This is a genomic window from Caldibacillus sp. 210928-DFI.2.18 (assembly GCF_020554505.1).
Lineage (GTDB): Bacteria > Bacillota > Bacilli > Bacillales > Caldibacillaceae > Caldifermentibacillus > Caldifermentibacillus hisashii.
The window spans coordinates 1-13,429 of record NZ_JAJCHL010000011.1; the positions used below are offsets into that span (position 1 = coordinate 1).

The following is a 13,429-nucleotide window of genomic DNA, read 5'->3' on the forward strand; positions in this document are numbered from 1 at the left end:
CACTTACTCGCTACCGCTCCTTGAAGTAGGAGTATTCTCGCCTATTTAAGATAAACTGTTTCGCTCCTGCAGAAATTCCTTCAATATTCGTTGCAACAGCATTTACTTGATCAGTAATTTTATCCGTGAACCCTTTTATTGTTGAAAAAGATGAACCTGCATTGTTTGCCACGGAAATTCCTTTTTCTACTTGTTCGGTTGCTGCTTCCATGGACTGTACTGTGGTTGATGTTTCATCTTGAATTTTTTCAATCATTTGTTTAATTTTTTCTGCCGATTGAGTGGACTCTTCCGCCAATTTCCGTACCTCATCAGCAACAACAGCAAACCCCTTTCCATATTCGCCCGCTCTTGCCGCCTCTATTGCAGCATTTAATGCAAGTAAATTTGTTTGACCGGCAATATCTGTAATTACATCAATAATCTTATTAATTTCAGAAGACAGATTACCTAGGCCTTGAATGTTTGTTGCTAATTCAAGTGTGTTTTGCTTAATTGATTCCATTTGGTTAATTGTTGTTTCTATTGATTTATTTCCTTCATCGACAGCTTGCTTCGTACTTTGAGCTGTTTGTGTCACATCATTGGCCATTACCGACATTTCATGAATAGAATTTACCATGCCCTCTGCTACTTTTTGACTCTCTAAAATATTGTTCGATTGATCATCCATACTAGATGCAATCTCTTGAATTGATGACGAAATTAATTCTGTTGCTGCTGTATTTTGTTCCGCTCCTAAGTTTAACTGCTCAGAAGAAGAAGCAAGACTGCCGGCTTTGTCACGAACTTCCGTAATAACAAAATGAAGATGTTTTCGCATATTGTTGAAGGCCTTCGCTAATTTTCCAAGTTCATCATTTCTTTCCAAATCAATATGAACCGTTAAATCACCTTGACTAATTTTTCCACTTGCATCGGCTAATCACTTTTTGGGTTATATTATTTTAGTAAAATAAGGGCTTATTTTATCGACTTTTCGTGCTGATGTTTTAGGCATAAGGACATTGCTGTTATATTTTTATTTGTCTAAATGTTTCGGGTACTATGATTAAATTTATGTACCAAAAAAGTTTTTTTGGGATAGTTTTTTACTAAAACCTTTAATAAATGGAAGGAAGCTAAATATTATGCTTTCGTAAATTTATAGATGTATTAGATTTATAGAGATAACTGAATAATAAACGAATGGGAGCAGTGCAAGTCTTCGAGGAGAACACCGGGGTACTTTCCGAGTAAAAAAAGCAGAGCGAATTACTCTGCTTTTACGTGTTCATAAAGATGCAGTTTCTAAAAAAACTACGAGTCAATTTTACCTGTTATGAACGAATGGTATCAAACTTGGCTTGATTTTTTTATAGCTATTTCTTTCTCTTTCTATAAATAAACATAATAATCAACATATGAAGTGACAATTTTCCAACCTCCTAACAAAAATGACTAGGTGGTATCTTTCTCCACCCATAAAATTGAAAATCTCTTTTGCATGATATAAATCATCATGATAACCACCTTTCCTTCATATTTTCGTACAAATTATAAATTGCGGATATATTTTGCCGCACGGTCTTTATTTTCCTCATATAATTTTTCCACCCTCTGGTTGTTCAGTGCTTCTTCAAGGGTGATCTTCCTTTTGCTGATTGTAATTGTAAAAAACAAAATATTGATGGTCATGCTCTTTTCACCTCCTTATCCGGTTATTCAGCATCCGACCTCCAGTACAACTCATAAATCGCCTATATCGTAAAATCATTTGTCCTCACACCTTTCCTAAGTTTTTTTCACTAAATTAATGGTTCCCCATAAAAGTGGAAATTCGCATTTGGTTCTGTTCATAAAGCTTTTCAACTTGTTGATTATGAAGTTCCTCTTCAAGAGAAATTTCCCGCTGTTTTATTGTAATGCTGACAAACAAAATATTGATGGTCATGTTCTTTTCACCTCCATTTCTATATCCAAAAAATGTAAAAAGCCGCAAAGAGACTGCTCCCTGCGGCTTTAAAAAGGCACAAAAATACCGCAGGGCACGATTCTCCCTACGGCATGGATATACTTAATTGCAAATAAATCCTATGCGATCCATTTAGATTCGGTCGAATGCGTGTTATTTCGATTCAAGATTGTTTTGCCAAAGAAATTTTTAATAATCATCATTGCACTCGACCTCCTTAAGATTTTTTCTTACATTGGTAATTATATCGACTTTATGGTAATTTGTAAACTAATTTTTTGCCTAATTTGTAATTGTTTTTGTATTTCCATAAAACTATACTAGAATAAAATGCATGTTTTTTATAACAAATATATGATCCCATCGCTCTCTTTATGAGCCAATACAGAAAAAATTTTTATTGACCCGAAATCCGATTATATAAGGGTGACTTTACTATCGTTGAATTATTTATCATTGTGGACGGAATCTTCTGATGAAATCCTGACACTGTTTTAAGGAAGTTTTGTTCAAAAAATAAGGCTACCCCGGAAAAATAGAGGGTAGCCTTTTAAAACATTCATACAATTATTTTTTCAAATTGTAGAATGTGTTTTTACCAAGGTATTGTGCTGTTTCAGCCAATTGGTCTTCAATACGAAGCAGTTGGTTATATTTTGCAACACGATCGGTACGAGATGGAGCACCTGTTTTAATTTGACCGGCGTTTGTAGCAACAGCGATATCAGCAATTGTTGTATCTTCAGTTTCACCGGAGCGATGGGATACAACAGCTGTGTAACCGGCACGTTTCGCCATTTCAATTGCATCAAAAGTTTCCGTTAATGTACCGATTTGGTTTACTTTGATTAGGATAGAGTTTGCAATTCCTTGTTCAATACCACGAGCAAGTTTTTCTGTATTCGTAACGAACAGGTCATCACCGACTAATTGAACTTTTTTACCAAGACGTTCCGTTAAAAGTTTAAATCCTTCCCAGTCGTTTTCATCGAGACCGTCTTCAATAGATACGATTGGGTATTTGCTGCAAAGATCTTCATAGAATGCAACCATTTCTTCAGATGTACGAACAACACCTTCACCAGGGAAGTGGTATTTCCCATCTTCTTTGTTAAATAATTCCGAGGAAGCAACGTCCATTGCAAGCATTACTTCTTCACCAGGTTTGTAACCGGCTTTTTCGATTGCTTCTACAATTGTAGAAAGCGCTTCTTCGTTTGTTTTTAAACTTGGAGCAAAGCCGCCTTCATCACCAACAGCGGTATTATAACCTTTTGCTTTTAAAACAGAACGGAGGCTATGGAATACTTCTGCACCCATGCGTAATGCTTCACGGAAGTTTGGCGCACCTACAGGCATGACCATGAATTCCTGAATATCAACCGTACTGTCAGCATGTTTCCCACCGTTTAGAATGTTCATCATTGGTACCGGAAGTTGTTTTGCATTGAACCCTCCAAGGTATTGATACAATTCAATTCCGAGGAAGTCTGCAGCTGCACGAGCAACAGCAAGAGAAACACCAAGAATAGCGTTCGCACCTAATTTACCTTTGTTTGGTGTACCATCAAGTTCGATCATTGCTTTATCGATTGCTACTTGATCCATAACGTTGAAGCCGATAATTTCCGGTGCAATAATGTCATTTACATTTTCTACAGCTTTTAAAACACCTTTTCCTAAATAACGGCTTTTGTCACCGTCACGTAATTCTACAGCTTCATATTCACCGGTGGATGCACCACTTGGTACTAAAGCGCGGCCAAATGCGCCGGATTCTGTTAAAACTTCTACTTCTACAGTTGGGTTGCCTCGGGAGTCTAAGACTTCACGAGCATAAATATCAGTAATTGTTGGCATATCTAAAACCTCTCCTTTATTTCCATTTATTGGTCATTATTTTGCAATGATGGATTCTCCGGTCATTTCTTTCGGTTTTTGAATTCCCATTATATCAAGTATAGTTGGTGCTAAATCACCTAATTTACCACCGGAACGTAAGGTAACATTTTTGTCTGTTACAATAACGGGAACCGGATTGGTTGTATGGGCAGTCATTGGATTTCCTTCTAAAGTAATTACTTCTTCCGAGTTACCATGGTCAGCGGTAATAATGGCTTTGCCACCTTTTTCAAGTATCAAGTCAACTACTTTACCCAAGCATTCATCAACAGCTTCAATTGCCTTTACAGTCGGTTCCAATTTCCCGGAGTGACCAACCATATCAGGGTTCGCATAGTTTAAAATGATCACATCATATTTGTCAGCTTTAATTTGCTCAATTAAAGCATCGGTTACTTCATAAGCACTCATTTCCGGTTTTAAATCATAGGTTGCCACTTTTGGTGAGTGAATTAAGATTCGATCCTCACCGGGATTCACTTCTTCTTTACCACCGTTAAAGAAGTACGTAACATGTGGATATTTTTCAGTTTCAGCTATACGTAATTGCTTTAGATTATGCTTAGCCAAAACCTCACCTAATGTATTATCCAAGTTCACCGGTTCGTAAGCCACATAACCTTTTACGGTTTCGCTAAAATGAGTTAAACATACGAAATGTAAATTTTTCGGCCATCTTGGACCACGATCAAACCCGTCGAATTCTTCATTTGTGAAAACATTTGAGATTTGAATGGCCCGGTCAGGACGGAAGTTATAGAAGATGACTGCATCTTCGTCTTTAATCGTTGCTACCGGTTCACTATTTTCGTTTACCATAACAGATGGAATGACGAATTCATCATAAATTCCATTTGCATAACTGTCATCTATTAATTGAATGGGATCTTGGTATGTCGGACCTTCCCCGTAAACCATGGCACGGTAACATTTTTCTTCACGATCCCAACGTTTGTCACGATCCATAGCATAGTATCGGCCAGAAATCGTAGCGAACTGACCAACACCATATTCTTTCATTTTTTCAAGTGTTTCATGGATATAAGTTTTTGCCGTTTGTGGACCGACATCCCGTCCATCTAAAAAGGCGTGTACATAAACATTTTTCACGCCTTGATCAGCGGCAAGTTTTAGCAATGCAAACATATGATTAATATGGGAATGTACACCACCATCTGATAAAAGTCCGAATATGTGCAAGTTCGTTCCTTTTTCTTTCACATGATTCATTGCATTAAGGAATGTTTGATTTTTAGCAAATTCGCCTTCACGAATAGAAATATTAACTCTTGATAAACTTTGATAAACAATGCGGCCGGCACCGATGTTCATATGACCGACTTCGGAGTTTCCCATTTGACCTTCAGGAAGGCCGACAAATTCACCGTCTGCCCTCAGCGTTGAATGCGGAAACTCATTCCAGTAACGGTCAAAATTCGGTTTATTTGCATGTGCTACCGCATTTCCCTTCGTTTCTTCGCGTAAACCAAATCCATCCAGGATGATTAACGCTGTTGGAGATTTACTCATTATTTTCCTGCCTCCAATAGTTGTAAAAATGAATTTGGATCTAGGCTGGCACCGCCAACTAATGCCCCATCAATATCTGATTGGTTCATTAATTCTTGGATATTGCCAGGCTTTACACTGCCACCATACTGGATCCGCATCTTTTCCGCTGTATCTTGATCATATTGTTCTGCCACCGTTTCCCGGATATAAGCACATACTTCATTTGCATCTTCCGCACTGGCCGTTTTTCCGGTACCGATTGCCCAAATCGGTTCATAGGCAATAACTACTTTTGCCACTTGTTCTTTCGTTAATCCGACAAGTCCTTTTCGTGTTTGCGTATGAACGACTTGTTGCCATTGGCCAGCTTCTCGTTCTTCCAATGTTTCTCCTACACACATGATTGGAGTTAATCCGTGTCTAAAAGCTGCATGAACCTTTTTATTGACTGACTCATCGGTTTCATTGAACATTTCCCGCCGTTCAGAATGGCCAATGATCACATATTGTACACCTAAATCTTTTAAGGCTACCGGACTAATTTCTCCGGTAAATGCTCCTTCATCTTCAAAATGCATATTTTGTGCACCAACACGAAGGTCCGTTCCTTTTACTTCTTGAACAAGTCGATCCAGAAAAAGCGCCGGGGCACAGATGACGGATTCAACCGATTCAAAACTCGGGATTTTCTGCTTTACTTCAGATGCAAAATTGACTGCTTCTTGCAAGGTTTTATTCATTTTCCAGTTCCCTGCTATAATCGGTTTACGCATAATACACCTTCCCTTTACTTGCTTTCTTCCTTCTTTACGATTGGCCCTGCAATTGTATATTTCCACAAAACTTGTATCCTTATCAATGAAAAGGCGAGGAAATCTTGCAGAGCCGGCACACTGTTAATACGAATAATTTATCATTTAATGCTGGAATGTGCATGTACATTCCAACCAGGTCCGTATCAATACGAATGTTTTTTTACTTCATTGCACGTGATTGAACAAATGTAAAGATATTCGTAACATGATCGTATCAATACAAATGATTTTTTACTTGCACTGTCTCTTATTTAGCAGCAAATATTTCATGCTGTACGAATTTGGTAGTCAATAATTGAACAATGCTGCTTATTTATCATTTAATGCTGCAACGCCCGGCAATACTTTACCTTCCATAAATTCAAGGGATGCACCGCCGCCGGTTGAAATATGAGTCATTTTTTCTGCTAAATGGAATTTTTCAACAGCAGCTGCAGAGTCACCACCACCAATAATCGTAATTGCGTCGGTAGCTTCTGCTAAACTTTCAGCAACTGCTTTTGTACCATGGGCAAATTTATCAAATTCGAATACACCCATCGGTCCGTTCCAAATAACCGTTGCAGATTTTTGAACAACATCACGATAAAGTTCTTCAGTTTTCGGCCCGATATCAAGTGCTTGCCAATCTGCCGGAATTTCTTTAATATCAACCACTTTTGATTCGGCATTTTCGGCAAATTCTTTTGCGACAACCGCATCAATCGGCATATAGAAGTTGACGCCTTTTGCTTTCGCTTTTTCCATAAATTGTTTAGCTAACTCAATTTTATCTTCTTCAAGAAGAGATTGGCCGATTTCATACCCTTGTGCTTTCACAAATGTATAAGCAAGTCCGCCGCCAATAATGAGATTATCAACTTTTTCAAGCAAGTTTTCAATAACCCCAATTTTATCTTTTACCTTTGCCCCGCCAATGATAGCTGTGAAAGGACGTTTTGGATTTTCAAGAGCCCCACCGAGAACATTTAATTCTTTTTCCATTAAAAATCCGGAAACAGCTGGTAAGTAATGAGCGATCCCTTCCGTCGAAGCATGAGCCCGGTGTGCGGAACCAAACGCATCGTTAACAAATAAATCGGCAAGTTCAGCAAAAGCCTTAGCCAATTCCGGATCATTTTTCGTTTCTCCCGGATAGAAGCGTACATTTTCAAGTAAGAGTACGTCGCCATTTTCCATTTTGGCAATTTCTGCTTTAACTGATTCTCCGTATGCTTCGTCCGCTTTCCGAACCGGTTTGCCAAGCAGTTCGGAAAGGCGATTTCCGGCTGCTGTTAAGCGCATTTCTTCAACAACTTGACCTTTTGGACGACCTAAGTGGCTGGCCAAAATTACTTTTGCACCTTGTTCTATTAAGTATTGAATGGTTGGTAACGCAGCACGAATCCTCGTGTCATCTGTTACTTGTCCATCTTTCATTGGAACGTTAAAGTCTACCCGTACAAAAACTCGTTTTCCTTTAACATCTACATCTCTAACTGATTTTTTAGCCATTGTTCGGACCTCCCCGGGTTTTCTGAACATGATTATTATAACAATAAAAAAGGGGAGGGGAATCGTGTATCCCCATTCCCCTGACTAAGGTTCAAATTAGTCTTTTAAATGTTTTATCACTTATGATCTTGGGCACTTATTTATTAAAGTCCTTTTTTTGCAACATAGTCTACAAGATCAACTACACGGTTAGAGTAACCATATTCGTTGTCATACCAAGCAAGTACTTTAACCATATTTCCTTCCATAACCATTGTTGATAATCCGTCAACTGTCGAAGAAACTTTTGTATGGTTATAGTCTTTAGAAACTAACGGTAATTCGTTGTAAGCAAGAATTCCTTTTAATTCTCCTTCAGCAGCTGCTTTGATTGCTGCGTTCACTTCTTCAACAGTTACATCTTTACCAAGTTCAGCAACAAGGTCAACTAATGATACGTTAGGAGTTGGTACACGAACAGCCATACCATTTAGTTTACCTTTTAATTCAGGAAGAACTAACGCAACAGCTTTTGCAGCACCGGTTGTTGTTGGAATCATAGATTCAGCTGCTGCACGAGCACGACGAAAATCTTTATGAGGTAAGTCAAGAATTTGTTGGTCGTTTGTGTAAGAGTGAATCGTTGTCATCATACCGCGTTTGATTCCGAATTTTTCTTGTAAAACTTTTGCAAATGGAGCTAAACAGTTTGTTGTACAAGAAGCGTTGGAAATAACATGATGATTTGCCGGATCATATTTTTCTTCATTAACACCCATAACAATCGTAATATCTTCTTCTTTAGCAGGTGCAGAAATAACAACTTTTTTAGCGCCGCCTTCTAAATGTTTTGCAGCGTCTGCACGTTTTGTGAAGCGTCCGGTAGATTCAACAACGATTTCTACGCCAAGGTCTTTCCAAGGAATTTGCGCCGGGTCACGTTCAGCTATAACTTTTACTTTATGACCGGCAACTACGAAAGAATCACCATCAACAGATACTTCTTCTTCTAATGTTCCGTGTACAGAGTCATATTTGAGTAAATGAGCCAACATTTTTGCATCTGTTAAGTCATTTACAGCTACTACTTCAATATCAGGGTTATTTAATGCTGCACGGAAAACTAACCGTCCAATACGTCCAAAACCGTTTATACCAACTTTTACTGCCATGTTCATTTCCTCCTTTTGAACTGTAAAGAATTTTTTTATATTTAAAAGGGATTACCCTTTTAATATCTCATTTGTTACGGCTTCATCGGTAATTAAAACCGTATTTTTCGGGGCGATTTTCATGTACGCCTTGATTGCCTTTGCCTTGGAAGCTCCACCGGCAACTGCAAAAATATGAGGGATGTTTTTTAAATCTTCCAACTGCAAGCCGACTGTTTGCACTTTATGGACAATGCGTCCATTTTCATCAAAGTAATATCCAAATGCTTCGGCAACAGCTTTTTCCTGAACAAGCTTTTGCATATCTTCTTCCGATGTCATCCTTCTTCTTGCCATTGTCATTGCATCACCAATCCCGTGAATAACAATATCTGCTGATTTGATCTTCATTAGTACTTCTCGAATGGATGACTCTTGGATGAAGGTTTCATAAAACTCTTTCGTGACTTGATCAGGGGAATAGAGAACCATATAGTTTCCGCCGGCTTTATTTGCCATCTTTTGACAAATTGTATTTGCCTGGTCTTTTATGTCTGCCCCGATTCCACCTCGAGCAGGGACAAACAGCAAATTCTCTTTATTTAATTTTTCAGTAAATGCCTCAGCAACAGCATTCATTGTAGATCCGCCGGTCACACTAATAACGTGACCTTCTTTAATGACTTCCTTAAGTCTGCTTACACATGCACGCCCCAATTCAGACTTAACCCAGTCCGATTCATCGGCGTTACCGGAAACGACATTACATGATTGGAGATTTAGGGCAGCTGCCAACTGTTTTTCTAATTCCGGGGCACTTGAAAATTCCTTCATAATTGGTTCAAGTTGGTCCAAAATTATTTTTCCCTCTTCTGTTAATCTCATACCGGACGTTGAAATTGCAATTAAATCTTGATCTTTAAGAAAATCTGTTTCACTGCGTAATACCCGTTCAGTTATTTGTAAACTTTGGGATAAACTGCGTCTGCCAACCGGCTGCATAATTTCTATGTAACGAAGAATTCGATATCTTTTCTGCATGATTTCAACTAAATCCGGTATTAGTCTTTTTTGTACATTAATAATCGACTTCATTCTATGTTCTCCTCACAAATAACAGGAATAGGTGGACTTATTGAAACCCTGCTATCGTTAATAATGTCCCACTTAAAGCAAAAATAATACTGGGGAAATTCATTATTTTATTGGTCAGTGCCCGACCCATAAGGTTATTTTTCGTCCCACAGATATCAAAAAAATCATCTCCGTTACACTTATTATGTTAGCAGAGAATATATGGAAAATCAACTATCTTTAACATTTTTATTTTTTTTGTAAGCGCATTCTAATTACATGTTCATCAATTCGCCCAAATTGAAAGACCTCTCCGTCAATTTCTACAACAGGAATATATAAACCGTACTTTTCTTCCAAATCATCATTTTCTTCAATATCAACTAATTTGAGGGTGAAATCATGCTCATTCTGTAATCGTCTCAAAAGTTCAAGCGCATTATCGCATAAATGGCATTCTTTCCTTTTATATAAAATAATTTCTTGTCTCAAATTTGTTCTCCTTTCCAATCAGGCCTGTCACAGATTTCTTTTTATCGTTTCGGTTTGGACCATTCAGAATCCGGTTACCGATCCATCCTTAATTATATCTTTTTCTTTTGATTGAAGAAGGAATCTTCAATTGCTCGCGGTATTTGGTAACTGTTCTTCTCGAAACACGTATCCCCTTTTTTTCGAGCAGCTTGACAATTTCTTGATCCGAATAGGGTGATTTTTTATTTTCTTGGTCAATCATATCGCGAATTTCATTTTTCACCTGTTCGGTTGATATGGTATCATTACCGGTTGCTGTTTTTGCTCCAGTTGTAAACAGTTTTCGCAGGGGAATCGTTCCAATTGGTGTACGGGCATATTTGTTTTTTGCAATTCGAGATACGGTTGATTCATGAACGCCGATTTTTTCTGCAACATTATTCATGGTCATCGGTTTTAATTCTTTCTTACTCCCCAATAGGTATGGTTCTTGCATCTCTATAATTGCACGCATCATGTTGATCATTGTTGTTTTTCTTTGTTCGATACTTTGTTTCAACCATTGGATCTGTTGATATTTTTCTTTCACATAAGATTTTACCATTGGTTCAGGTTGTTGCATCAATTCACGATAGTAACCTTCATTTATGTTTATATGAAAATAGGAATCTTCCGCTACATGAATATGCCAAATATCTTCCTTTTTTTCAATGATTATATCTGGTATCACATATTCGGTTCGCTCATTAGAAATTAGTGCGCCCGGTCGAGGTTCCAATGTTTGAACGAGATCAAAAAGTCGTTGAATTTCATTTAATGAGATGCTCAAGTCTTTTTCAATTTTTTTCCACTTTTTATAAGCAAAATCGTCGAAATAATGTTCTACGATTTCTATAAGCCGTGGGTCTGCGTTGTCATTCCGCCTTAGCTGTAATATAATACATTCTTGCAAATTCCTTGCTCCGATACCCGCCGGTTCAAGACTTTGGATGATGTTAAGGGCTTTTTCACCTATTTTCCTCGGTAAATTTAAAATCCGGCTGGCTTCATCTATATCAATTTCTAAATAACCATTGTCATTTAAATTGTTGATTAAAAATGTGACATAGCTTTTTTCTGTTGAAGAAAGATTTTTTGTCAATAATTGATCTTGTAAATAATTTGACAGGCTGGGCAAATGGTCGGGGATAAAAGCTTCAAAATTGCCTGCGTTTGCTGATTGTTTTTTTCTTTTTTTCAAAGATTTTTGACTAAAAGTGGAATAATAATTCATTTCGACTTCCAGCAGCGGATTTTCTGTCGCTATTTGTTCAACAAAACCGGCTAATTCCATGGAAGTATATTGGAGTAACGAAATCGCCTGGACAAGTTCCTGTGACATATTTAATTTTAATGCTTGTTGTTGGAACATTCCATATTCGATATTCATATACATCTCTCCCTTACTCTCATTGTAAGGGTTCTCTTCAAAATTGAAAACAAAAATTGACTAAATTAATGAAAAAATATTTATTTCCAACTTTACTAGGGACTCCCAATTTTTCGGTGCGTAAACTTGCAGGCAAAAAACGCAACGCAATGTAACATTTTCCCTCTTGATTAATTATTGCATTTGAATTATAATAGTTTTTGTTCGTCAGTAATACAGTTTGCCCTCGTGGTGTAACGGATAGCACGCAAGATTCCGGTTCTTGAAATGTGGGTTCGATTCCTGCCGAGGGCGTTCAAACACTGAATACCATTACGTTTATAAGACGTAGTGGTATTTTTTTATACATAATATCAATGAGAAAACTTTTTAAAAGTACTACGAATTATAAGTAGCATTGCGGAATGGCGGCATCCATACCTCAACAAGATCAACAACTTGATTCGATTCTGTTTTTATATCTGTTGCTTTTGAAGGTGCGGGGATCGATACATTATCTTCCTCCATACCGTATAAATGAAGCGCCATTGCTTCTTTTGCCATAGTCAACGCTTCTTCATCCGAGCTACCAAAGGTTAAGCAACCAGGTAAGTCCGGAAACTCTACTGAAATTCCATCTTCCGCATAATCAAAAATTGCAGGATAAATATATCGGTTTTTTCCCATATTTCTTCCTCCAATTAAGAGAATTTTATTCAAGCCCTGCTTGTTTTAATATGTTCTTTTAGGTTTAAAATGACATATACTTGGTAATATTTGAAGGAGAAATCAATTCTATTTCTTCGTAGCCTTTTGTTTGACCTTTATTGACCTTTGTTGTAGAATGTACATATATTAGATTGAAAACCTTTGGTAATTAGTAAAAGGGAATTTCAATTAAAGGAGGATAAAAAATGAATTTAATTCCTACAGTTATTGAACAAACAAGTCGTGGGGAACGTGCATATGATATTTATTCCCGACTTTTGAAAGACCGGATTATTATTCTCGGCGGCCAAATTGATGATGTCTCGGCCAACTCGATTGTTGCACAGTTATTATTCTTGGATGCCGAAAACCCGGAGAAAGATATTTCCCTTTATATTAACAGTCCCGGTGGAAGTGTAACAGCAGGTATGGCTATTTATGATACGATGAATTTTGTTAAAGCAGATGTCCAAACCATTTGTATCGGAATGGCCGCATCTATGGGTGCATTCCTGCTTTCTTCAGGTGCAAAAGGGAAACGTTATGCTTTACCAAACGCAGAAGTCATGATTCACCAACCACTTGGCGGTGCTCAAGGTCAAGCAACAGAAATTGAAATTGCAGCAAGACATATTTTATATACTCGTGATAAATTAAATAAAATCTTGGCTGAAAATACCGGTCAACCCCTAGAAGTCATTGAAAGGGATACAGACCGCGATAACTTTATGTCTGCAGAAAGAGCAAAAGAATATGGATTGATTGACCACATCATCAGTCGAAATACAATTGGAAAATAGTAAAGAAAAACCGGGTAATGCGCCCGGTTTTTTTCTGGATAACGAAAAAAGCTGTCATAACCGTAACCGCTTCATTCATTTTAAAGAAAACTCAGCGACTGCCGAGCCTTCAGGCGATGGCAGAGCCGTAGTTGCACTTATGGCGTTAGGAAAGTAGA

At 37.7% G+C, this 13,429-nt stretch carries 13 protein-coding genes, 1 tRNA gene and 1 pseudogene; 2 read left to right on the plus strand and 13 right to left on the minus strand.

Annotation, left to right across the window (positions count from 1 at the left end; genetic code table 11):
• Positions 1-10: 10 nt before the first annotated feature.
• The 12 genes and pseudogenes from LIZ98_RS04225 to rpoN form a co-directional block, all read right to left on the minus strand.
• Positions 11-823: a methyl-accepting chemotaxis protein gene (locus LIZ98_RS04225; protein WP_309240445.1), complete on the minus strand. Its 813-nt coding sequence runs from the start codon at positions 821-823 to the stop codon at positions 11-13.
• A pseudogene (locus LIZ98_RS17930) lies at positions 818-913 on the minus strand (HAMP domain-containing protein); the annotation flags it as partial. The gene LIZ98_RS04225 and the pseudogene LIZ98_RS17930, both read right to left, overlap by 6 nt.
• Before the next feature lie 623 nt (positions 914-1,536).
• Positions 1,537-1,677, minus strand: a complete 141-nt coding sequence (locus LIZ98_RS04230; RefSeq protein ID WP_082026086.1) for a YrzI family small protein — start codon at positions 1,675-1,677, stop codon at positions 1,537-1,539.
• A gap of 115 nt (positions 1,678-1,792) precedes the next feature.
• On the minus strand, positions 1,793-1,933 hold the full coding sequence (locus LIZ98_RS04235; protein ID WP_072012707.1) for a YrzI family small protein: 141 nt from the start codon (positions 1,931-1,933) through the stop codon (positions 1,793-1,795).
• Positions 1,934-2,521: 588 nt separating this feature from the next.
• A complete protein-coding gene (gene eno / locus LIZ98_RS04240; RefSeq protein WP_227139018.1) occupies positions 2,522-3,814 on the minus strand; it encodes a phosphopyruvate hydratase in 1,293 nt (430 codons plus the stop codon).
• A 36-nt stretch (positions 3,815-3,850) separates the two neighbouring features.
• Positions 3,851-5,386, minus strand: a complete 1,536-nt coding sequence (gpmI, locus tag LIZ98_RS04245) for a 2,3-bisphosphoglycerate-independent phosphoglycerate mutase (RefSeq protein WP_227139019.1) — start codon at positions 5,384-5,386, stop codon at positions 3,851-3,853.
• Positions 5,386-6,141 carry a triose-phosphate isomerase gene (gene tpiA / locus LIZ98_RS04250; protein ID WP_227091829.1) on the minus strand — a complete coding sequence of 252 codons (756 nt, stop codon included), beginning with the start codon at positions 6,139-6,141 and terminating at the stop codon, positions 5,386-5,388. Before tpiA ends, gpmI begins: the two co-directional genes overlap by 1 nt.
• A 351-nt stretch (positions 6,142-6,492) precedes the next feature.
• Positions 6,493-7,677, minus strand: a complete 1,185-nt coding sequence (locus LIZ98_RS04255) for a phosphoglycerate kinase (RefSeq protein WP_034772457.1) — start codon at positions 7,675-7,677, stop codon at positions 6,493-6,495.
• A gap of 143 nt (positions 7,678-7,820) precedes the next feature.
• Positions 7,821-8,828: a type I glyceraldehyde-3-phosphate dehydrogenase gene (gene gap / locus LIZ98_RS04260; RefSeq protein WP_227139020.1), complete on the minus strand. Its 1,008-nt coding sequence runs from the start codon at positions 8,826-8,828 to the stop codon at positions 7,821-7,823.
• A gap of 51 nt (positions 8,829-8,879) precedes the next feature.
• Positions 8,880-9,902 (minus strand): sugar-binding transcriptional regulator, encoded by a 1,023-nt coding sequence (locus tag LIZ98_RS04265; protein WP_227139021.1) that lies wholly within the window; start codon positions 9,900-9,902, stop codon positions 8,880-8,882.
• Positions 9,903-10,130: 228 nt separating this feature from the next.
• A complete protein-coding gene (locus LIZ98_RS04270; RefSeq protein ID WP_227139022.1) occupies positions 10,131-10,373 on the minus strand; it encodes a glutaredoxin family protein in 243 nt (80 codons plus the stop codon).
• Between the two features lie 88 nt (positions 10,374-10,461).
• Positions 10,462-11,784, minus strand: coding sequence for an RNA polymerase factor sigma-54 (gene rpoN, locus LIZ98_RS04275; RefSeq protein ID WP_227139023.1), 1,323 nt, complete (start codon positions 11,782-11,784; stop codon positions 10,462-10,464).
• A 222-nt stretch (positions 11,785-12,006) separates the two neighbouring features.
• Here rpoN and LIZ98_RS04280 point away from each other — a divergent pair.
• Positions 12,007-12,078: transfer RNA gene (locus LIZ98_RS04280), tRNA-Arg, on the plus strand.
• Positions 12,079-12,162: 84 nt separating this feature from the next.
• Here the strand turns inward: LIZ98_RS04280 and LIZ98_RS04285 are convergent.
• Entirely contained in the window at positions 12,163-12,450 is a 288-nt protein-coding gene (locus tag LIZ98_RS04285) for a type II toxin-antitoxin system HicB family antitoxin (RefSeq protein WP_227139024.1), read from the minus strand.
• Between the two features lie 227 nt (positions 12,451-12,677).
• Here LIZ98_RS04285 and clpP point away from each other — a divergent pair, with 227 nt between their 5' ends.
• On the plus strand, positions 12,678-13,271 hold the full coding sequence (gene clpP, locus LIZ98_RS04290; protein ID WP_034772463.1) for an ATP-dependent Clp endopeptidase proteolytic subunit ClpP: 594 nt from the start codon (positions 12,678-12,680) through the stop codon (positions 13,269-13,271).
• Positions 13,272-13,429 lie beyond the last annotated feature (158 nt).